At 46.0% G+C, this 21,734-nt stretch carries 20 protein-coding genes; 3 read left to right on the top strand and 17 right to left on the bottom strand.

The genetic code is table 11. The features are described from left to right. Positions 1–38: 38 nt before the first annotated feature. The 5 genes from HF638_RS21490 to HF638_RS21470 form a co-directional block, all read right to left on the bottom strand. Complete coding sequence (locus HF638_RS21490) at positions 39–1,292, bottom strand: aspartate kinase (protein ID WP_169481997.1); 1,254 nt, start codon at positions 1,290–1,292, stop codon at positions 39–41. 190 nt (positions 1,293–1,482) lie between these two features. Beyond that, positions 1,483–2,040, bottom strand: coding sequence for an elongation factor P (efp, locus tag HF638_RS21485; protein ID WP_017687580.1), 558 nt, complete (start codon positions 2,038–2,040; stop codon positions 1,483–1,485). 291 nt (positions 2,041–2,331) lie between these two features. Continuing rightward, entirely contained in the window at positions 2,332–3,405 is a 1,074-nt protein-coding gene (locus tag HF638_RS21480) for a M24 family metallopeptidase (RefSeq protein WP_169481996.1), read from the bottom strand. A gap of 39 nt (positions 3,406–3,444) precedes the next feature. Then, entirely contained in the window at positions 3,445–3,888 is a 444-nt protein-coding gene (aroQ, locus tag HF638_RS21475; protein ID WP_062835278.1) for a type II 3-dehydroquinate dehydratase, read from the bottom strand. 76 nt (positions 3,889–3,964) lie between these two features. Continuing rightward, positions 3,965–4,543, bottom strand: a complete 579-nt coding sequence (locus HF638_RS21470) for a YqhR family membrane protein (RefSeq protein ID WP_169481995.1) — start codon at positions 4,541–4,543, stop codon at positions 3,965–3,967. A 213-nt stretch (positions 4,544–4,756) separates the two neighbouring features. On the opposite strand from HF638_RS21470, the gene HF638_RS21465 reads away from it, so the two are divergent. Beyond that, positions 4,757–5,749, top strand: a complete 993-nt coding sequence (locus tag HF638_RS21465; protein WP_062835280.1) for a DUF1385 domain-containing protein — start codon at positions 4,757–4,759, stop codon at positions 5,747–5,749. Positions 5,750–5,754: 5 nt separating this feature from the next. Then, the gene (locus HF638_RS21460; protein ID WP_169481994.1) at positions 5,755–6,087 is read left to right on the top strand and encodes a hypothetical protein; all 333 of its coding nucleotides are present in this window, start codon (positions 5,755–5,757) and stop codon (positions 6,085–6,087) included. Between the two features lie 61 nt (positions 6,088–6,148). On the opposite strand, the gene HF638_RS21455 is transcribed toward HF638_RS21460, so the two are convergent. From HF638_RS21455 to mntR, 3 genes are all read right to left on the bottom strand, one after another. Beyond that, complete coding sequence (locus HF638_RS21455; protein ID WP_169481993.1) at positions 6,149–7,150, bottom strand: patatin-like phospholipase family protein; 1,002 nt, start codon at positions 7,148–7,150, stop codon at positions 6,149–6,151. 89 nt (positions 7,151–7,239) lie between these two features. Further along, positions 7,240–8,850: a family 10 glycosylhydrolase gene (locus tag HF638_RS21450; RefSeq protein WP_169481992.1), complete on the bottom strand. Its 1,611-nt coding sequence runs from the start codon at positions 8,848–8,850 to the stop codon at positions 7,240–7,242. A gap of 209 nt (positions 8,851–9,059) precedes the next feature. Beyond that, positions 9,060–9,488, bottom strand: a complete 429-nt coding sequence (mntR, locus tag HF638_RS21445) for a transcriptional regulator MntR (RefSeq protein ID WP_062835284.1) — start codon at positions 9,486–9,488, stop codon at positions 9,060–9,062. Between the two features lie 192 nt (positions 9,489–9,680). On the opposite strand from mntR, the gene splB reads away from it, so the two are divergent. Further along, positions 9,681–10,751, top strand: coding sequence for a spore photoproduct lyase (gene splB, locus HF638_RS21440; RefSeq protein WP_169481991.1), 1,071 nt, complete (start codon positions 9,681–9,683; stop codon positions 10,749–10,751). A gap of 148 nt (positions 10,752–10,899) precedes the next feature. Here the strand turns inward: splB and HF638_RS21435 are convergent, their stop codons facing one another. The 9 genes from HF638_RS21435 to pflA form a co-directional block, all read right to left on the bottom strand. Next, a complete protein-coding gene (locus HF638_RS21435; protein ID WP_169481990.1) occupies positions 10,900–11,613 on the bottom strand; it encodes a cytochrome c biogenesis CcdA family protein in 714 nt (237 codons plus the stop codon). A gap of 49 nt (positions 11,614–11,662) precedes the next feature. Further along, the gene (locus HF638_RS21430) at positions 11,663–12,466 is read right to left on the bottom strand and encodes a metal ABC transporter permease (RefSeq protein WP_017687569.1); all 804 of its coding nucleotides are present in this window, start codon (positions 12,464–12,466) and stop codon (positions 11,663–11,665) included. Positions 12,467–12,518: 52 nt separating this feature from the next. Beyond that, positions 12,519–13,277 (bottom strand): metal ABC transporter ATP-binding protein, encoded by a 759-nt coding sequence (locus tag HF638_RS21425; RefSeq protein ID WP_169481989.1) that lies wholly within the window; start codon positions 13,275–13,277, stop codon positions 12,519–12,521. A gap of 99 nt (positions 13,278–13,376) precedes the next feature. Beyond that, positions 13,377–14,435: a metal ABC transporter solute-binding protein, Zn/Mn family gene (locus tag HF638_RS21420; protein ID WP_248278227.1), complete on the bottom strand. Its 1,059-nt coding sequence runs from the start codon at positions 14,433–14,435 to the stop codon at positions 13,377–13,379. Between the two features lie 228 nt (positions 14,436–14,663). Then, a complete protein-coding gene (gene metG / locus HF638_RS21415; protein ID WP_169482088.1) occupies positions 14,664–16,724 on the bottom strand; it encodes a methionine--tRNA ligase in 2,061 nt (686 codons plus the stop codon). A 605-nt stretch (positions 16,725–17,329) separates the two neighbouring features. Beyond that, on the bottom strand, positions 17,330–17,581 hold the full coding sequence (yidD, locus tag HF638_RS21410; RefSeq protein WP_017687565.1) for a membrane protein insertion efficiency factor YidD: 252 nt from the start codon (positions 17,579–17,581) through the stop codon (positions 17,330–17,332). A 2-nt stretch (positions 17,582–17,583) separates the two neighbouring features. Continuing rightward, a complete protein-coding gene (locus HF638_RS21405) occupies positions 17,584–18,048 on the bottom strand; it encodes a Fur family transcriptional regulator (RefSeq protein ID WP_145322670.1) in 465 nt (154 codons plus the stop codon). Between the two features lie 337 nt (positions 18,049–18,385). Beyond that, entirely contained in the window at positions 18,386–20,638 is a 2,253-nt protein-coding gene (locus HF638_RS21400; RefSeq protein WP_169481988.1) for a stalk domain-containing protein, read from the bottom strand. Between the two features lie 291 nt (positions 20,639–20,929). Further along, complete coding sequence (pflA, locus tag HF638_RS21395; protein ID WP_169481987.1) at positions 20,930–21,682, bottom strand: pyruvate formate-lyase-activating protein; 753 nt, start codon at positions 21,680–21,682, stop codon at positions 20,930–20,932. Positions 21,683–21,734 lie beyond the last annotated feature (52 nt).

Raw genomic sequence — 21,734 nt, 5'->3', positions numbered from 1 at the left:
ACAGTACACCTTTGCTAATTTAAATACACAGAAAATACTTATCTGCGATCTTGAGGTCCGCCAATAACGGCTTGCTCAGCAGTGTCAAGATCATATGCTGTATGCAATGCCTTAATGACGTCATGCAGCTTATCTCCGTCAATGACACAAGATACTTTGATCTCGGAAGTACTCACCATCTTTATGCTCACGCCCTCAGCAGAAATGACTTTGAACATCTTGGCAGCTACACCTGGGTGACTAACCATGCCTGCGCCAACAATGGAGATTTTAACGAGGTTCTCTTCAGATGTGACTTCACGGTAAGGCAAGCGGCTGTGAAGGCCTTCAATGACACGCAATGCGTCCTCACGATCAGACAGAGCAACAGAGAACGAGAAGTCCGCTTTGCCATCCATCACTCCGCTCTGAACGATAATGTCCACATCCAGCTGATTGGATGCAAGCGCACCAAATACTTCAGCCAGAACTCCTGGTACATCCGGCACACCCAAAATACTGATGCGAGCCACGTTTTTGTCATAGGCAATACCACTAACCACTACGCCTTGTTCCATTGCTGCTTCCTCCTTCACAACCGTTCCTTCATTATGGTTAAAGCTGGATCTTACAATTAAAGGTACACCGGAATGCTTCGCGTACTCTACTGCACGCGGATGCAGCACCGCTGCTCCCAAATTAGCGAGTTCCAGCATTTCGTCATACGATATTTCCTTCAGCTTACGCGCAACCTTAACAATGCGCGGATCTGTAGAATAGATTCCATCTACATCCGTATAGATCTCGCACGCATCCGCCTTAATGGCTGCGGCCAGCGCGACAGCTGTTGTATCCGAACCACCACGACCCAGTGTTGTGATCTCGCCGTCTTCCGTCATGCCCTGGAAGCCTGCAACAATAACAATGTTGCCTTCAGCAAGCGCTGCATTCACACGGTCTGGATGAATATCATGAATACGTGCTTTTCCGTGAACCGGCTCTGTGCGGAATCCCGCTTGCCAGCCCGTAAACGATACTGCCTTACGTCCAAGCGCTTGAATAGCCATCGATAACAAGGAGATCGAAATCTGTTCTCCTGTCGTTAAGAGCATATCCATCTCACGAGCAGGCAGTTCACTATTCAGTTGTTTTGCCTGATCAATCAAATCATCTGTTGTATCCCCCATGGCCGAAACCACGACTACACATCGATGTCCTTCATCAGCTTTTTCTACAACACGTCCGGCTACACGCTTCATGCGTTCAGTATCTCCGACCGAGCTGCCCCCAAATTTCATGACGTACAATGACAACGCAAATCCACTCCCTACCTTGTGCAGTATGCATAATTGATGTCCATCGTCATTATTCTCTACGAGAAATGACTTTAACCCAGTATATTACGAAAGCGACTGATAGGCTAATCTTTTTTCGAAAAAACCCTCTGCCAAAGGAATGGCAAAGGGTTGTTAATAACCTTTTTTAGCTTACAGGTTGTGAAAGTTACGCACGGGAAGAGTATTTACCTTCACGTGTATCAATCAGGAGAACGTCACCTTCGTTAATGAACAAAGGAACCTGTACATTCAAGCCTGTTTCCACTTTTGCGTTTTTGGTAGCGCCTTGTGCAGTGTTACCTTTAACGCTTGGCTCAGTCTCGATAACTTTCAACTCAACGCTTGTTGGCAAGTCGATTCCGAGGATTTCACCTTGGTAGCTAACGATCTTAACGACCATGTTTTCTTTCAGGAAATTCAATTCCCATTCCAGTTGATCACTAGTCAATGTGAACTGATCATATGTTTCGTTATCCATGAACGTGTGCTCTGTACCGCTTGCATACAGGTAGGATACGCCACGGTTTTCGATGATGGCACGACCAATCGTTTCGCCTGCACGGAATGTTTTTTCAACGGTGTTACCGTTACGCAGGTTTTTCAATTTGGAACGTACAAAGGCAGCGCCTTTACCTGGTTTAACGTGTTGGAAATCAAGCACGGTATAGATATCGTTATCTACTTGCACGGTCAAGCCTGTTTTAAAATCGTTTACTGAAATCACAAAAAATCCCTCCTGATATGGTTGAAAAGTAGGTGATATAAGACGATGGGTTAATGTTATATGTAAAATGAGCCCAAGAATGGCCACCTCGTTCACTTCGAGTGCAGTACCATCCTCCGATCGCTGTTATCCCCAGATTTTTTTGATCCCATTATCAATGGGAAAATCCGGTGATAAAGGCGAACGCTTCGCTTCTTCAGATTGGTTCTGCACTCTCCGTTATGGTGAAATTTCTTATTTTCATTTTAAATAACACATTTAAAAATCATCTTATATCCCTGTGGCTGTAATTTAGCCGATTACGGTGAACTTCTTGTCCGACTTCGTGAGAATATGAATACCCGTCTCGGTAATCACTACGTCATCCTCGATACGCACGCCGCCAAGCCCATCAATATATATACCCGGTTCAACGGTAACAACCATCCCCGGTTTCAATACATCGTCGCTAAGCTTGGACAAACGAGGAGCTTCGTGAACTTCCATACCCAGACCGTGGCCTGTGCTATGTCCGAACTGATCTCCATATCCGTGACCTGCAATGATATCACGAGCCAGTGCATCTGCTTCCCGTCCGGTCATACCCGGTTTCAGGTTCTCCAGCGTATGTAACTGAGCTTCCAGTACAATGTCATAAATTTTGCGCAGTTCAGGTACAGGTGTGCCTGTTGCAATGGTACGTGTCAGATCTGAACAGTATCCGTCCAAAAGTGCACCGAAGTCAAATGTAATTAACTCATTTTGCCCGATGACCTTGCTGCTCGCTACACCGTGAGGCATAGCAGAACGTTCACCCGATGCTACAATCGTGTCGAACGAAGAGGACGTTGCTCCATGTTTGCGCATGAAGAACTCCATCTCCAGATCCACTTCACGCTCCGTCATACCTGGTTTTGCAAACTGCAAAACGTGGCTGAACGTGGCATCCGCCAAATCTGCTGCTCTCTGCATGACTGCGATCTCGTCTTCATCCTTGAACATGCGAAGTTGTTCCACGATTCCGGATACAGCTTTCAGTTCAATAGACTGAAGTGCTTCAGCATAAGCGGAATGTGTGCCGAATGTGACACTATCCTGCTCGAAGCCCACTTCTTTGATATTCGCGGATGTCAGCAATTCGCGCACCGTATCCATCGGCTTAGCTCCATGCTCCACAACGGTAAATCCTTTGGCTTGCTGAGGCGCTTGTGACATGTAACGGAAATCAGTCAGCAAGAATGCATCCTGTTCCGTAATCAGCACATATCCCGCCGAGCCTGTAAAGCCCGTCATATAACGACGGTTAATCGGGTTTGTAATCAGCATTGCTGCGAGTTCACGCTCACGCATGGCTTCACGCAACTTATTTACTCGTTTGTTTTCCATCGGTAACCCTTCTTTCTCTCACATTCCCGGGTTCCCGGCTCAGGTTTGTTTGTCCAGATGACGCACAAGAGCCAGCAATCCCAGTTCATAGCTTACTTCGCCAAATCCGGCAATCTGCCCGATTGTTTCCGCTGCAATCACTGAATGATGTCTGAACGCTTCGCGTGCATGAATGTTGGATAGATGTACTTCCACTGTAGGGACTTTAACAGCATTGATTGCATCACGTATAGCATAGCTATAATGGGTAAATGCTCCGGCATTCAGTATGATTCCGTCTGCCTCACCCATCGCTGCATGAATGCGGTCAATGATGTCCCCTTCATGGTTCGATTGATAAAAAGCGATGGAGACGCCAAGTTCATCAGCCTGTCTGCGAATTTTGTCCTCAATATCCTTCAGACTAAGCGTTCCATAGATGCCCGGTTCACGTACACCAAGCATGTTCAGGTTCGGACCATTGATCACAATAATTCGTTTCATCGCTGCTCCACCCTCTCTGCAAATAACCATCTGCTATTTTAACACAGGCATTGCCGGATTGAGAAGCTTTTTTGCGCTATGCCCCCGCTTGCTCCGGCTCGCGTTTGCGTTCGTCCGTGTACTCCATGGCTACCGTGTAACCAATGAACAGCCCCCATAACAAAAAGAAACAGAGTTCTGTGATGATCGAATCCCACGTTAAACCGTTCAAAGGCTTCATCATCCCCAGTTTTGGTCCTACCAGTATAAAGAGAATCAGCCACCAGACGATTCCATACACCATGCCGGGTAACGGACCTTTCAGTTTTCTAATCGTGAACGTGTAAAGCAAGGATGCCAAGATGGAAAAAACGATAAAAAACAGCCAGCCTGTCAAATGTCCTGCTGCCGTATATATATATTCATGTTTGAAAAAAGGCTCCGCAAGAAATCCCACCGGCACAATCGTAAAATGTAGCAGATAGAATAGCCAATGTAGCCCACCCCAGATAAAACCGGCAAAGAAGCCAAGCTCTAACGCAAAGGAAAATGGCTTGGTGTAGTAGTGTGCTTGACCTTGCCTCTGAGTAGGGCGCCTGCCTTTGTCTTTTTGCTGCCGTTCTTTCGGACGTTGACCTTCATCTTGTGATGTATCTTCATGCTTGCGTTCTGTCATCGATATTCTCCTTCATTCAGTTGATAATCCCGCATTATGCCTCGAATTTTCGGTCTGATTCTACGAGGTAGTATGTTCAAAACAGGACAATCTTAACAACATCCTTCAAGGTTTGACTCACAAACTAGAAATTGCTCTTAAAATTCGATACAATAGGGTTATTAAACTGCCTTTGATCGCGAAGGCTTAGAACAGAATAGGAAGGTGAATAATTTGCCTCAACAATCCAAGCCTGTCAGCTATGGGGGGCAAGCTGTCATTGAAGGCGTAATGTTTGGTGGGAAACATGTCAACGTTACAGCTGTTCGTAGAAAAGACGGCGAAATTACGTATCTGGAAGTTCCCAAGCAAGACAAGTCCTGGGTCACAAAATTGCGGCGGATTCCTTTATTACGCGGAATTGTCAGCATTATAGATTCAAGTGTCAAAGGTAGCAGACATCTCAATTATTCTGCTGACGCCTATGCTGATGATGAACTGGAACCGGAAGAAAAAGCCAAGCAAAAAGAGAAAGAAGGTTCGGGCTGGAGCCTTAGCATGATTATTGGTGTGACAGCAGTAGCCATCCTTTCATTCCTTTTTGGTAAAGTTGTTCTGACATTGCTTCCTGTTGTTATCGAGAATTTTCTATTCAAAAATGCATTCGACAATCAGTTTTTGCATAATTTACTGGAAGGCGGCATTAAGCTGATCCTGTTACTCGCCTATCTGTGGTTAATCTCACAGACGCCGATGATCAAACGTCTCTTCCAGTATCATGGAGCGGAACACAAGGTAATCAGCGCACATGAAGCTGGTGAAGAATTAACACCGGAGAACGTGCAAAAGTACAGCCGACTGCACTACCGTTGTGGAAGCAGCTTTATTATGTTAACTGTCATTATTGGGGTGTTTCTCTATTCCCTCTTCACGTACGATAACCTCTGGGAACGGATGGGTCAGCGTTTGCTGTTGTTGCCTGTTGTACTGGGCATTTCTTTTGAACTGTTAAAGCTCACAAATTCGGTACGTGATATTCCTGTACTGCGTTATCTCGGATACCCGGGATTGTGGCTGCAATTGCTTACAACAAAAGAACCGACTAATGAACAGGTAGAAGTATCCATTGCTTCGTTTAACCGTATGCGTGAGTTGGATGCCAAGCTCGCCAATGTCTCTGCTACATCAGAAGTACCTGTTGCAACACTCGATCCTGTGAAAGGGTGAATGATATGAACAAGCAGGCAATCTTATTTTGGACGTTCATCGCACTAGCTGCTGTTGGAGTCTTGACTTGGTTGGGGAGCGCTAGCCCATCCAGGATCATTATTCCACTGGTCGTGTTCGGAGCTGTATTCCTGCTGTATAAGTATCCGCCTCGTCGCTGGGCACGCAAAGCCAAATCACCGAAGATTAAGCCATCGGCACGTACCCTGGCGAAAGTCAATGCACAGTCCAGTGCCAGAAAGAGCAGCGGCTCTTCTAAGAAACGCAAGGATTATCCTTTCCAAGTGATTCAGGGACAAAAAGGTAAAAGCGATGAAGATGTACCTAAATTTCACTAAAAGTTATTGAACATACAAAAAAGCAATTCTCTCAATACGCGGAGAATTGCTTTTTTCACGTTTATACAGGGATCAGAGGTGGGGCTTCCCCCTGTTTCTTGCGCAGTTCTTTTCTTTGTTTGTCCAGCTGATCATCATACATTTTCGTATTCCATCCATTGAAAAATTCAGTTCCTGCGGTAGCTCCTGATCGATATAAAGCTGTGCTGTCCTGTACCGATAAATGAAACTGCGTCGGTTTAATCCCAAGAGTTGGTATCTTCACTGTACGAAACCGGTTAATTTGTTCGATATAGCGCTCATCATGAGCGGTCAGCATCGTCTCCACAAGAGCCTGAAGCATGCTTAGCGGTCCTTTAATCCGGGCAGGTTCCACTTCCGTCTTACCTACCATTTTGAATCCGACAACCGGAATAACGTCTCCCCCTCGTTCCGTACGATCCCCATCGAAGAGCCACAGCGGAAAATTGCTAAGCAACCCACCATCTACGACATATACGAACTGATCTTGAAAAGGTAAACCTTTGGAGAATACTGGCGATTTGCGTATCACCACCGGGTCGAAAAAATACGGAATACTGCAACTCATACGTACCGCTTTCGCAACATCCAGCTTGGCAGGATCAATGCCGAAGCGCCGAATATCATCTGGCAGGACCAAAATGGTCCCATTGGATATATCAGAGGCAGTAATGAGCAGCTTGCCTTGTGGCAAGTCTGCAAATGTGCGAATCCCTTTCTGCTCCAGCATCTTGCGAATCCAAGATTCAAGCGCTTCTCCCGAATACAGTCCTTTCTTCAAGAACAGCCTTGCTGCGGGTCCGATCCATCGGATACTAAATATGGGGGAACGACGCAGCAATGAAGCAAACGGCGTATTCTCAATAATGACTTTCATCTCTTCGGCCCGGTAACCGGCCGCTAGCAGAGCAGCTACAATGGAACCGGATGAAGTGCCTGCTACTCGATTAAACTGAATGCCACAGTCTTGAGCACCCTGTACAGCACCCGCAAGCGAGATTCCTTTGACGCCTCCACCTTCAAACACCGCGTTAATTAACACAACAAAACCCCCGTTCTCCAGGCAGCCACGTTTCTACTGCCACTCTATGAGAACAAGGGTTTGTCTTATAACTGTATTGTTAAAATCTTTTAAAGACCATAGTAAGCTTTCAATTTGGCAATCAAGCCGAGAGGATTCTTCGTCAGGTACTGTGAACTAAAGTAAATATCCCCTTTAACTGAAGCATACTTCTTGTTGTAGTTCAGCTGATCGATGATCTCCTGTGATGTCTGCCAGCCAATTTCCGGCGTACCTAACTTATAAGGAGAGTGGCCGATATACAATTTCACATTTGTGTTAGCCACTTCATTCGCCCACCAGTCCACGACTTTGTCGTAGCGGGCTACGCTCAGTGTCATACTCCAATATACCTGAGGAGCGACATAGTCGATCCACTCCTGGTTAATCCATGTCCGCACATCTGCATTCATGCTGTCATACGCGGTTACTCCTGCTTTGGTATCAGAGCCGGTCAGATCAACGGATTTGTTACGCCATACACCAAATGGACTAATTCCATATTCAACGTTAGCTTTCACTCTGTGAATGCTCTGTCCGAGCTGCTTGACGAATTGATTAATATTGTCCCGACGCCATTCAGCACGATCTTTGGTATTTAATGTGTTATAGGTTTTGAAGGCTGCATCATCATTAAAAGTCACATTGGATGGATAGAAATAATCATCCAGATGTACACCATCAATATCATACTGATTGACCACTTCCATGATCGTATCGATAATATGCTGTCTGGCTTCGGGGATACCCGGGTTAATGTACATTTTGCCGGATGCATTCACAATCCAGTCAGGATGAAGCTTGGAGATGTGGTTTGCAGCCAAATTCGTTGTACTCGCTGAGTTCGTTGCTCTAAACGGATTAAACCAAGCGTGGAATTCCAGGCCCCGTTTGTGTGCTTCCTCGACCATGAACGCGAGGGGATCATAACCTGGGTCTTTACCCTGTGTTCCTGTAAGCACACTGTTCCAAGGTACCAGACCTGAAGGATAGATGGCATCCCCGTTGGCTCTCACTTGGACAAATACGGCGTTAATGCCCATACCTTGCAGTGTATCTAGCTGTTTCGTGTATTCCTGCTTTTGCTTCTCTACATTTCCCTTGGCACCGGATGAAGGCCAGTCTCCATTCACAGTGGAGATCCAGGCTCCCCGCATCTCTTCAGAAGCTGGTACAGTACCCGTGCCTCCAGGCTCTGCTGGGGTTGCGGGAGTTGGCTCAGGGGTTGGTACTGATTCATCTCCTGTGTACAGATCAATGGTCTGGGCTGCCTGATTCCAGTTCACTCGAATACCAAGGTTCTCACTGACGAATCGAATGGGTACCATGACCCGACCTTGCTTTAATTCTACTGATGCATCCAAACCAACTACATTGTTATCCACGGTTGCCTGCTGGCGTCCGCTCGTCATTGAGATGACCGAATCGGATTTCTGAATGGTCACGGTACGTGTAGCCTGAGACCACAGAACAGATGCACCAAGTCCTTCGCTAATTACACGCAGAGGTACCATCGTTACATTTACTTTGGGCAAGATGTATGGAGATACATCCGATTCCAAACGGTTGCCATCTAGAAAAATAGCGATTTCCTTCTGCCCGGCTGCTTGTGCCGTCATACCTGCTGTCTGTAATCCAAGTACAAAAATAAGCAGTAACATCAATCCTTTACGAAACTTCATTAGTGCAGTCCTCCAAAATCATTATAAATTTGCGGTAAATTCTACTAGTTTAATAGACGCTCCTAACGTTTGTTTAGTTGCGATAATCACCAAATTATGGTGTGATTGCACACAAAAAAATGCTTCCTGCCATTGAAACGGCAAGAAGCATCCTTTGATCACAGGATACGATTCATTGTATATCACCATGTTTAAACCACTACTGAAACTTAAGACTCCGTATTACTCATGACGTCCTGAAGATTTTTGAGGTCACGCAACCGACTCTCATCCTGACGGAAGTATTCAACCAAGGACTCAATACATGTAATCGAGTCCCAACTCAGGTGATGTTCAATGCCTTCAACATCATTGTAGATATTTTCTTCCTGAACACCAATCGTCGTCAAAAACTGTTCAAGCAGATGATGGCGTTCCATCAAACGTTTGCCCATCTTTTTGCCTTTTGGCGTAAGCACCAATCCGCGGTACTTCTCATAAATCAGGTACTCGTCTTTGTCCAGCTTTTGGATCATCTTCGTCACCGATGAAGGATGTACTTCCAGTCCTTCAGCTATATCAGACACACGAGCATAGCCCTTTTCATCAATTAATTTGTATATACGCTCCAAATAATCTTCCATACTGGGCGTTGGCATCTGCTTCCCTCTCTTCTCTCTGACCGGCCCCTATTCGTGCCTGGTCCCTATCTTATAATGATACATGTTATCAATACGCATTGGCAAGTCCTGCACAATTCGGAGCGTACTGTTACGCAAGTAATTGGCAGGCGTGACTTCTCCCCAAACGAGGCAAACTAAGCAAAGTTTCGCATCGAAAGGAGTGATTTCGTGAGTACAAGTGTAGCCTCACCACCAGTTCGTAAAGCAAAAGGTACTAAACCCTTTATTCCCGATTTGGTGTACTTTGAACCCGGTGCGCTGGAATATGATAAAGGTAAACGTATTATGGAATGGGTCACATCCAAAAACATACCTTATCAGATGACCACATCCCATAACCGGATCACGAACCTGCCAGGTGAAACCGAACAAGAAAAGTACCGGATGGCGAAGCGTACTCTGGTTGTTGGTGTGCGCAAAACACTCAAGTTCGACCAGTCGAAACCTTCAGCGGAATATGCCATTCCCATCTCTACAGGCTGTATGGGGCACTGTCATTATTGTTATCTTCAAACTACACTTGGCGCCAAACCTTATGTCCGTGTGTACGTCAATACGGATGAGATCATTCAGGCTGCGAAAGGATACATCGAAGAACGCGCGCCTGAAATCACACGATTTGAAGCCGCCTGTACATCTGATCCCGTAGGACTCGAGCATATCACAGAAAATTTAAGTGACTTGATCCGTTTTATGGCGGAGGAAGAATATGGACGTTTGCGCTTCGTAACCAAATATCATCACGTTGATCCATTGTTGAACATTAAGCATAATGGCCACACTCGCATCCGTTTTAGCGTCAATTCCGATTATGTCATCAAAAACTTTGAACCCGCTACTTCCAGATTTGAGGAACGTATTGAAGCTGCTGGCAAAATTGCACATGCCGGTTATCCTCTGGGATTCATTATCGCTCCGATTATGTGGTATGAAGGCTGGGAGGAAGGATACTCGGAGCTTTTGCAGAAGCTGGCAGATACGCTTCCAGAAGAAGCAACCAAGGATCTCACGTTTGAGATGATCCAACACCGTTTTACCAAAACGGCCAAAGCGACTATTGAGAAACGTTATCCCAAGACCAAGCTGGAGATGGATATTGAGAAACGCAAGATGAAATGGGGACGCTGGGGTCAGTATAAATATGTGTATAAAGATGACCAGCAAGATGCGCTGCGCGAATTCATTACGGAACGCATCTTTGAACATTTTCCACTAGCCAAAATTGATTACTTCACCTAAACGAAAAACAGAATCGCCCATAAGCATATGCTCATAAATGGATTCCTAACAAACAATTAAAAAGCAGGTTACATGACCCAGAGTCACTCTGGTTAACATGTAGCCTGCTTTGTCATGCAATTTTATAATTCAAATTCAGATCATGCGTTTAAATAATCATCCAGTCTGGTGTAATCTGCTGCAACCATATGGTAATCTTCGTCATCTGATCTGTAAAAAGCAATATACCAAGGAACAGCATTAATGCTCCCCCGATTTTCATCATGACATTGGAATACCGTAAAATCCAGCGTGTCGAACCGATGAAAAACGCCAAAATGAAGAACGGTATGGCGAACCCTGCGGTATAGCCTGTAATCAGCGCCAGCCAAGTTGTGGGCTCACTTGCAGCCATAGCAATGATTGTTGCGAGAATGGGACCAATACAGGGCGACCAGCCTGCCGAGAAACCGATACCAAATATAAATGAACCCAGGTATCCTGCCGGCTTCCATTTCATATCCAGCTTGCGTTCTTTCATCAGAAACTGCGGTTTGAATACACCAAGCAAAATCAATCCCATAAGCATAATCAGAATCGCAGACAATTGCCGGATCAGCTCACGGTTATCATTGAAAAACTGGCCAAACAATCCTGCACCCAGGCCAAGCGAATAAAATACAGCCGAGAAGCCTAAAATAAACGCCAGCGTGTGCGTCATCGTCTTAAAGCGGACTTCTCGCTGATTGCGGTCATCCTTCAATTGTTGCACCGTCATACCTGTGATATAGGAAAGGTATGATGGATACAGCGGAAGACAACATGGTGATATAAATGAGACCAAGCCTGCTACAAAAGCCATCCATACATTAACATCAGGCATGAAGCGGATGTCTCCCTTCCCCGGGCTCACGCGCTTGCTCGTTCAGTCGTCAGGCTCGGAACCCTTTTTTTCCAATCATCGTCAGAATCAGCATCATGATCAGCAATAATACGATTGTTGCTCCAGGTGCGAGGTTCCAGATGCCTGCTACGACCAGTCCAAGGACTACGGCAATTTCGCCGATAACCACGGACAGAATAATGGCGGATTTGAAACTTCGGGCCATCAACAGGCTGACCGCTACCGGAATGGTCAATAGCGCTGACACCAGAAGCGCACCGACAATCTTGATCGCCGTGCTAATGACAAGTGCTGTCATCACCGTGATTAACATGTTCAGAATTCTCACAGGCAACCCTGTAACCGCTGCCGCATCTTCCTCAAAGCTGAGCAGGAAAAATTCCTTATGTAACAATGCTACTACGATCACCACGATTAGCGTTACCACACCTACCAGCTTCAGATCTGTAGCGTCTAATGTATATATACTACCGAACAAGTAACTCATGACATCTGCATTATAACCTTTGCCCAGCGTGAAGAACAAGGAAGCGAGCGCCACACCCCCGGACATGATAATAGCAATCGATAATTCGGCGTAACTCTTGTACGCTTTGCGAAGCTTCTCAATCGCAAATGATGCAAGCACGGCAAATATCAAACCTACCGCAATGGGATACACTTCAATCAGGAATCCGAGTGCAACGCCGGCGATGGTCACATGAGACAAGGTGTCTCCGATCATGGATAACCGCCGTAACACCAGGAACAGTCCGATCAGCGGAGCGGTGATGCCAATTAACAATCCACCCGCTAGGGCACGCTGAAAAAAATCACTCATTAATATTTCCAAAACAAACACGACTCCTTCGGCCTTACTCTAATCTAATGGGCCATAAACACGGCTAGCGTACCTGTGCAGTGGTATGTTGCAGGTTGGTTTCAGCACAATCCTGCACTTCATGCGAATGACGTACATGGAAATTAATTTTGCCATTCGTTACCGCAGCCTCAGAACCAAGATAACTCTCCATCCGATCCATATCATGAGACACCATCAGAAAAGTCATGCGGTGATGTTCATGCATATGCGTAATCAGTTCAAAAAAACTGGCCTGTGATTCAGCATCAATACCTACGGTTGGTTCATCCAGAATCAACAGATCCGGGTGATTAATAAGCGCTCGCGCCAAAAATACACGCTGCTGCTGCCCGCCCGACAACTGACCAATACGTTTGTTCGCCAGATCCTCGATCCGCATGACTTGCAGGGCATCCGTGCACTGCTGCTGACATTTGCGAGACATACGACGGAACATGTTTTTGTTATTGTACAAGCCGGACATGACCACTTCACGAACGGTCGCAGGGAACAACGGGTTAAATGCATTCTTTTGAGGCACATACCCAATGCGGTCCCAGTCTTTGAACCTGCGGATCGACTGTCCGAATAGTTTAATATCTCCCTGCGCAGGAGGCAATAATCCTACCAACATGCGCAGAAGTGTCGTTTTACCTGCCCCGTTGGAACCGATAATCCCGACAAAGTCCCGTTCCTGGGCCATAAAATCGAGATTCTCAATCACCCGCTGGTCCCCATAGGAAAATGATAGTTTCTCGATCTCTATAATTGGATCATGACACAATGGCATGATTTGCTGCATGGCAAAGCCGCCCTTCATTATATATAAGAATCCCATAGCGTCCTAAGAGCCTTCACCGCGAACGGTAAAGACTCTTAGGTCTGAATCCTTCATTCTATCTTATTTTAATGCGATCAGCAGATTTTGCAAATTTTTCTCCATCAGGGTGAAATAATCATCTTCGTTTGTTGCCTGCTCTTTGGTTAATCCCTCAACCGGATTAAGGACCATGGTTTCCACGCCTGCTTCGCTTGCCAATGTTTTTGCCAATTTGTCAGATACCAGCTCTTCGAAGAAAATGTATTTGATGCCTTCATCTTTAACGAGTTTGGCAAGCTTGACAATATCCTGTCCTGTCGGTTCAGCATCCGGAGAGAGCCCCATAATAGCATGCTGGCTTAATCCATAATCACGTGCAAGGTAGCCAAACGCTTGGTGCGAGACAACAATTTCCTTGTTCGGCACTGTAGCCAATTCATCTGTAAAACGCTGATCCAGCGTCTCAAGCTTCGTACGAAGCTCTTCATAACGTTGTTCATAACCTGCTTTGTGATCAGGATCTGCCTCGACCAGACTATTTTTGATGTTTTCAGCCATGATCATGGCCGATTTCGGACTAACCCACGTATGTGGATCAATATGATGATCAGCGACATCTTCACTGCTAGCCTCATCTGTGTGTTCATCTGCATGCTCGTCTTCATGCTCTTCACCGTGACCATGCCCATCATCACCCTCAGCGGTTAACAGCTTAACGCCTTCGCTGACGGCAACCGACTTCACCTGTGTATCACTGTTCAGCGACTTCAGGAAATTCGGTACCCATCCTTCCAGTCCAGCTCCATTATAGAAAAACAGCTGTGCCTTGGACGTATTAACAATATCCTGACTCTTCGGAGTCCAGTCATGTGGCTCTACTCCCGTTGGCAGAAGGTTAATGACATTGGCATCTTCACCACCGATTGCAGTCGTAAAAGCATATACAGGATAAAATGTCGTCACAACATTTACTTTGCCTTCCACCATCTTGGCACTATTGGAACTATCCTGCCCACACGCAGACAATACCAGCAAACTGAGAATAAGCAGACCCGTCCACAACAATTTCATGTTGCCTCTTTTGCTCGTCTTGCCTATCAGGTTAGCCTGAACTTGATGTTGCTCTTTATAAAATATCATTATCATTCACTCCGCATCTCTTAATCGTAAACATTACTGAAAGAATTATAGGTAACCTGAACCTACTTGTCAAGCTATCTCGTCCTATTCATTCTTTCCTGAAGTACGGAGTTCATAACAGTATATGCTTGTTCTCTTCCCTTCAGATGCGAATTCTTCCAACAAAAAAAGGGGCCCGAATTAGATCGGACCACCTTGTGTCATAATTATGACAGTATTTATATATTCTTATTTCACTTGTGCGCCATTAGGCATGCTGTCTGGTACAGTAGCCAGTGTAAGCTGATCGCCATGGGACGCTGCAAGTATCATACCCTGAGACAGTTCACCACGGAGTTTCACCGGTTTGAGGTTGGTCACACAAATGACTTTGCGTCCAACCATCTCTTCTGGTGAATAGAACTTCGCGATTCCCGATACGACCTGGCGCTGCTCATAACCCAGATCCAGCTGCAATTTCAGCAACTTATCTGCTTTTTTGACCGGTTCGCAGGCAATAACTTGAGCGACACGCAGTTCAACCTTGGTAAAATCGTCAATACCGATCTCTTCCGTACCCTCAGGTGCAGTTACCGGTTCAACAGCTGCCAAAGCTCCAGCATCTGCTTGACTTGCTTCAGGCTGTGCCGCTTTTTGGCCGCCAGTCATTGCTTCGGAGATATAAGCAATTTCCTGTTCGGAATCCAAACGCGGGAAGATTGGATCACCTTTTTGCAAGGCATTTCCAGCGGGAACCAGACCCCATTGCTTGGCTGAATCCCAAGCCGTGAGTTCGCCTTCCTGAATGCCGAGCTGTGCCCAGATTTTATGAGGAGCACGTGTCAGGAACGGTTGCAACAAGATGGAAGAAATCCGCAAGCTTTCGATCAGGTGAGCCATAACGGATGCCAATTCATCACGTTTTGCTTCATCACGAGCCAACGCCCACGGCTGCGTCTCATCAATATATTTGTTAGTACGGCTGACAAACTGGCTGATCGCCGTCAGTGCTACGGAAAACTGCAGGTTTTCCATCGCCTGTTCCACTTTTTCTACCGTGGCATGACCCGCTTCCCCCAGTGAAGCATCAAAGTCTGTTACATTCGAAGCAAACGCCGGGGCTTTGCCTTCAAAATATTTGTCTACCATCGCAACGGTACGGTTCAACAGGTTACCCAGATCGTTCGCGAGGTCAGAGTTGACACGATCTACGAAGCTCTCCGGTGTAAATGTACCATCAGAACCAAATGGCACTTCACGCAGCAGGTAATAACGCAACGCATCCAGACCGTAACGGTCAATCAGGGTAACCGGATCAACGACATTACCTTTTGATTTGGACATCTTGCCATCCTTCATCAACAACCAGCCATGTGCGAAGACTTTCTTCGGCAAAGGCAGATCCAGCGCCATCAACATAATTGGCCAGTAAATCGTATGGAAACGAACAATTTCTTTCCCTACCAGATGAACATCCGCAGGCCAGAACTTGTTGTACAGGGATGCATCGGATGAACCGTAGCCCAGAGCTGTAATATAGTTGGACAACGCATCAATCCACACGTAGACCACGTGTTTTGGATCGCCTTTAACTTTGACGCCCCATTCAAATGTAGTCCGCGATACAGCCAAGTCCTCAAGACCTGGCTTGATGAAGTTGTTGATCATCTCGTTCTTACGGGATTCCGGCTGAATAAAGCCCGGGTTCTCTTCATAATATTTCAACAAACGATCTGCATATTTACTCATGCGGAAGAAGTAGGATTCTTCTTTGACCAGTTCCACGGGGTGTCCGCTATCCGGACTCTTGGCCGAGATAATCTCGCCCTTCTCATTCTTCTCCACATCCACCAATTGGGTCTCTGTGTAATACGTCTCATCCGGAATGCTGTACCAGCCTTCATACTCACCTTTGTAGATATCTCCCTGTTTCAGCAAACGGTCAAAGATATCCTGAACGACGGTTTTATGGCGCTCTTCTGTTGTACGGATGAAGTCATCATTGGAAATGTCTAACTTTTTCCACAGTTCCTTAATCCCCACAACGATATCGTCGATAAAGGCTTGCGGTGACTGTCCTTTCTCTTGTGCCTTGCGCTCAATCTTCTGGCCATGTTCATCGGTTCCTGTCAGATAGTGAGCATCATACCCGCGTAGACGTTTGTAACGAACCATTGCATCTCCTGCCACTGTTGTATACGCATGCCCAATATGCAATTTGTCACTCGGATAATAAATCGGGGTTGTCAGATAAAATGTTTTTTGGTCAGCCATGAATGACTTCTCCTCCTTCAAATGTTCCTGCTTCATCATGTGATCCCTTAGTCAAAAACAACCAAAAAAGAACACAAAAAACTCCCGCCCCTATGGGACGAGAGTTGCTCTCACGTGTTACCACCCAAATTCCCCATGTTTTTCGCAAAACACAGGCTCTGTCGGTCCTTCGACCGCCCATTAACGCTGGATCACGCCTCAGCCTTACGACAGCAGCTCTGAAATCACTGTCTGCACGCTCGAAAGAGGTTCCTCCAGGACCATGTTCCATCCTCCTCCCAGACCGGTTCTCAGCTCATCCGGCTCTCTGCACTGGGGGTGTGTCTGTACTTATCCCTTCACTGGAAATCATATATAAGTTGTTCAAAAAGTCTACTTTTGATTACGAATCATGCCTACCGGCATCATCAGCATCGAAGTTGAAATTCAGCCGAAATGTCCGTTTCTCACGTAGGTTTCCTACGCTCCGCTACTCCATTTCTAACTTCATCCCATCTTCTCGGTACTGAAAACTAGTCTTTTTGAACTTGCACATATAGGAAAAATATACTGAAATGCGGGCCCCTTTGTCAAGTGGATAGCATACTCAAGTTCAATCCTGGCCTGCTTCCAAGCCACCCGAATGCTTTCGGCTAATATCGTTACTCTGATACCATCATGGACTTCTCCGCCTTAGGTGGTACCAGATCTACACCGCCTGGATGAAACGGGTGACATTTGGCAATGCGTTTCGCTGTTAGCAACGAGCCTTTGAGCGCTCCGTGCACTTCTATCGCCTCCATCGCGTAAGCCGAACAGCTTGGATAGAATCGACATGTTGGCGGCGTCAATGGAGAGATATAGTTGCGGTACACCCGAATGGGTGCCTGAGCTATTCTACGCGATAACTTCATGGTCAGTGCTTCCCATGAGCATGTTGATGTCCAGACGCCGCTTTGGCCGGCGCATGCTCAGCACAATCCTTGCAATATCCAAATACCTCGAACTTGTGATCCACAACCTGAAATTGCTCAGGCGCATCCGCAAGCTGCATCGGGCAAAAAACAATAGGATATGTCTTTTGACACTTCAGACAGATCATATGATGGTGATGATGATCTTCACTACAGTGTGCTCTGAATTTAACGCCATCTTCAAAGATGACCTGTTCCAGTACACCCAGTTCCTGCATCACACGCAAATTCCGATATACCGTGTCAAAACTCAGTCCGCTATATGTCTTACCCATATATTCATAGACGTCCTTGGGTGTAAGATACCCGGGCGACTCGGCAAATAACCGGGCCAATGTTTTCCGCTGATCGGTAATGCGGAGCCCCTGTGAGGACATGGTCGAAATAATCTGTTCTGTCGACAGCATGATCTAAAGCACCTCCTGTCATACGAGCATTTTGCATCATTCATAGAGCGACAGTTTATTCCGCAAAAACGAAACTTTTGCTTTCTTGTATACCTCTAATAATGCATCAAATTACGATTAGAGTCAACGAAGCTACCGGGTTCTCCCATTCCAACAACATTTAAAAAGGACTCCACACATGCAATGCCATTACGTTTAGCCATAAGCTAATGACATTGCATGGACACGGAGTCCTTTCTTGACGGTTCAGATCATTAATCGTTCGGGCGACTTTTGGGGTGAACGGGTATATATGATATAAGCTTTCACTCCAAACCGTCCGTGCATGTTCATGATATTACTTTTCAGCTGGTAGCGGCGTGAATAGCAGGTTGACAGGCAGGTTACTGCCTGGTGCCGCCGAGAAGAGAATCGTTACACTCTCGCCGTACGAACCTGTGCGATACATCACGCTTTGCTCATTAGGTGCAGTTACAGATTTACCTGTGGAAATCTGAACGACCTGTCCGTTCACGAGTGCCACACCTGAGTATCTACCCCCACGAGGGTTGAAAGAAATCAACGTGCGCGGAGCAACGTTATTCAATGTAATTTTGTACAATACACCGAAGTTACCTGCGTTGGACGCTTCCGTGTAAGCCATAGGGTCCGTTCCTACAAGGTTCGGATCACTTGCATTGTCTCCAAGTGGAAGACGTGCAGGCTTCGACCCTACTTCTTGATCGTACGTAATAATCCGTGTTGCATTTGGATAGGTTCCACGGTTGTGAACCCCATCACGATCCAGAACCGGCAGGCTCGACAACACTTCCATCGGGTCCTTGTTTTCTTCGATCATGATAATGTTGTAATCCAATTCGTAGTCACTGAATACATCCGAATACAAGGAGATGACTTGTCCTTGTTTCATCGGGAGAACGCTCAGATCATTGAGAATCAGCTTGCTTTCTCCTGGCTGGATGTACACTCTCTTTTGTCCGGTACCATTCTGCATGGATTGGAACCAACGGTCAATGGACAACTTCCCAGCTACCGTTGCAAAAGGAGATGGTCCTGCAAAGCCCATATTTTGCTGGTCAATGTATGCCGTGTAGGCGTTGTTGTTTGTCGCTACAACATACATTTTCACGTTTTTGCCCGTGTTGTTCACATGGTGAATCATGAAGCGCGTCTGTCCGAAGGAAGATTCCTTGTACACAATGCCTTCCGTATTCACAGTTTCCGGGCTGTTACTGCGAATCAGCAGACTTGGTTCATCATAATAAGTGAACGGTACTTTCTCCATAGCGGGAACTCCGCTACCGTCGAAGGTGAACTTCTCACCGACGGGTGTGAACAATCGATTGAAGTCGGACAAACTGTATAGCGTTTCGCCCGTAACATTAATGGTCTTGGTGTAGCTATCGCTAGCACCATGTTTGTCCGTAACTGTAATCGTTACGGTCTTTGGTCCTGGAACAAAGAATGCAAGGGCATTGTTTTCCCAATCTGTTTTTACAATCGCATTTTCATCATCTGTGCTTTGATCAATATAGGTGATTTTCTCACCCATTTTGTATTCTTCCTTATCTGTCGTGAACATCGCAACTGGTGGCAGATTCGGTCTTTCAACCTTAATCGTAACCGAGTATGGATCACTCCATTGACCACTCGAATCCTGGACCGCATAGGTTACCGTATATGTACCTGGTTGGTCAAATGAATCCTGACGGCCAGTCCAACGCTCATCAACAATGCTGAGTCCCTTGGGTGAACTGGATCTGGTTGTATAGTTTACTTGGTCTCCAGCAAAAACCTCTTTTTGTACGGTGAAGCTGGCTACCGGTTTGGTACTCAGCTTCAATACAACCGTTTTCGCAGGCTGGTTTACATTATATGTGATGTTCAGGGCCTGCGTAATCGACGTCAGTGGCACCATGAACGTATTCTTTTGTTGATAAGCAGGGCCCTTCATCGTTCTGGACACACCATTAACGGTATAGATCTTGCTGTTTGTTTTGAAACGCATCTCATCTTCACCACTAATAATGATCGTTTCTTTGGTTGTGTTATCGTATTTAACATCATAACCGACCCGATCTACCAGAGCACGGATGGCTACATAGGATACACCGTTTTTAACAGCCATTGGCTGTCCGGCAAGATATGTTTTGCCATCTTGCATCATTTTGTTGCTGTTCATATATAGCGTGAGGTCTCCAACCCCGCCTCCAGCGACAGATGAATTCCCTGTAGACGGTTGCTCCACTTCTACTGGTGCAGGTATTGGTGTTTCCTCAGCTGTACCTTCTTCGTCCGTCTGTTCCGTTACCGGATCAACTGGAGTAACGTCTGTTCCTGTAGGAACATTGGTTTCGGGATTCACTTCTTCAGTTGTTTCATTATTTGATGTTGGAGTGTCTGTTCCGGATTTCACTTCGGATTCCGCGATGGTTTGTTCTTTCTTCACAACCTCCACGGATTTAACTTTGGCTGTATTCACTGGTGTAGTATCGCTCTGATCAGCTGATTGTGCATTCGCAGGAATCACTGCAAACGCCTGAAAAACAGCAAAAGCGGTAAGTATGGACAATTTCTTCTTCAAATTCATTCTTTGTCTTTGGCTCCTTCTGCTCCCATTTTATAAATATCCCCCTCAAAAAGTCATAATATTAGACGCTTGGGACCGGGAAAAGTTGCTAAAAAGTTAAGAGGAGAATTGTAAATTTTTAATAGAAGGAAAATACTATGATAATAGTTATCTATCAATGTTTATATGTGTCATTCGTAAAAAGCATCCTCTACACGAAAAAAATGCTTCAAATATAAAAGCAGTCCTTGCGAAACAAGTTCGCAAAGACTGCTTGGTTGGTATTTTTTAGGTTGCTATATAAAGGTCAGATCACTTACCGGAACAAGCCATGCCAGCCGTTTCCTGGCGACCTTGTTCGATCAGGCGATACGCCCGCTCCACTTCTTCTTCACTTGGCGAAGGAACACCATCCAGTGGATATAATTTACCGAGCGCTTCCCATTTGTAGATCCCCATCTGATGGTATGGAAGAATTTCGAACTTCTCGACGCCATTTAATGTTCCAATAAACCGTCCGAGGTTAAGCAGATCCTCTTCCTCGTTATGAATACCAGGCACATACACGTGGCGTATCCACATTTTCCGTCCTTGCTCCGATAGCCACTTGGCCGTTTTCAACGTTCTCTCGTTGGATTTGCCCGTCAGCTTGATATGTTTCTCGTCATCAATATGCTTGAGGTCCAGCAGAACCAGGTCTGTGTGATCCAACAGATCGTGAATCCGATCCGGCTCGTTAAACCCGTTACTGTCCAGTGTCGTATGCAATCCCCAACGACGCTTCACTTCCTTAAAGATTTCGGCTACAAAGTGAGCCTGTAACGTTGGTTCTCCCCCAGATATCGTGAGTCCGCCTCCGGAGCTGCGGTAGTAAGACAGGTAAGGCTCAATTTCAGCCAGTACCTCCTCAAGCGTCATTTCTTTTCCGCCATCCAGTGCCCATGTATCAGGGTTGTGGCAATATTGACACTTGAGTAGACATCCTTGCATAAAAAGCACGAAGCGGATGCCTGGGCCGTCAACCGTCCCGAAAGTTTCGAGTGAATGAATATGTCCTTTAACCATGCTGCCTCTTCCTTTCTGTATCCGCATCCGCTGTGCGTTTAATATGATTTGG

Origin of the sequence: Paenibacillus sp. SZ31 (assembly GCF_012912005.1) — a bacterium.
Classification (GTDB): domain Bacteria; phylum Bacillota; class Bacilli; order Paenibacillales; family Paenibacillaceae; genus Paenibacillus.
The sequence above is the reverse complement of the archived record's forward strand: the minus strand, read 5'-3'. Positions and strand labels throughout refer to the sequence as shown.

Excerpts from the sequence above, each read along its gene's own strand:
- mntR (WP_062835284.1), bottom strand. The coding sequence starts at position 9,488 with ATGCCAACGCCCAGTATGGAAGATTATTTGGAGCGTATATACAAATTA.
- HF638_RS21400 (WP_169481988.1), bottom strand. The coding sequence starts at position 20,638 with ATGAATTTGAAGAAGAAATTGTCCATACTTACCGCTTTTGCTGTTTTT.
- HF638_RS21405 (WP_145322670.1), bottom strand. The coding sequence starts at position 18,048 with ATGCTGTCGACAGAACAGATTATTTCGACCATGTCCTCACAGGGGCTC.
- HF638_RS21460 (WP_169481994.1), top strand. The coding sequence starts at position 5,755 with ATGAACAAGCAGGCAATCTTATTTTGGACGTTCATCGCACTAGCTGCT.
- HF638_RS21420 (WP_248278227.1), bottom strand. The coding sequence starts at position 14,435 with ATGATATTTTATAAAGAGCAACATCAAGTTCAGGCTAACCTGATAGGC.
- HF638_RS21425 (WP_169481989.1), bottom strand. The coding sequence starts at position 13,277 with ATGCAGCAAATCATGCCATTGTGTCATGATCCAATTATAGAGATCGAG.
- HF638_RS21435 (WP_169481990.1), bottom strand. The coding sequence starts at position 11,613 with ATGCCTGATGTTAATGTATGGATGGCTTTTGTAGCAGGCTTGGTCTCA.
- HF638_RS21480 (WP_169481996.1), bottom strand. The coding sequence starts at position 3,405 with ATGGAAAACAAACGAGTAAATAAGTTGCGTGAAGCCATGCGTGAGCGT.
- HF638_RS21470 (WP_169481995.1), bottom strand. The coding sequence starts at position 4,543 with ATGACAGAACGCAAGCATGAAGATACATCACAAGATGAAGGTCAACGT.
- aroQ (WP_062835278.1), bottom strand. The coding sequence starts at position 3,888 with ATGAAACGAATTATTGTGATCAATGGTCCGAACCTGAACATGCTTGGT.
- pflA (WP_169481987.1), bottom strand. The coding sequence starts at position 21,682 with ATGGTTAAAGGACATATTCATTCACTCGAAACTTTCGGGACGGTTGAC.
- metG (WP_169482088.1), bottom strand. The coding sequence starts at position 16,724 with ATGAAGCAGGAACATTTGAAGGAGGAGAAGTCATTCATGGCTGACCAA.
- yidD (WP_017687565.1), bottom strand. The coding sequence starts at position 17,581 with ATGAAGTTATCGCGTAGAATAGCTCAGGCACCCATTCGGGTGTACCGC.
- HF638_RS21450 (WP_169481992.1), bottom strand. The coding sequence starts at position 8,850 with ATGAAGTTTCGTAAAGGATTGATGTTACTGCTTATTTTTGTACTTGGA.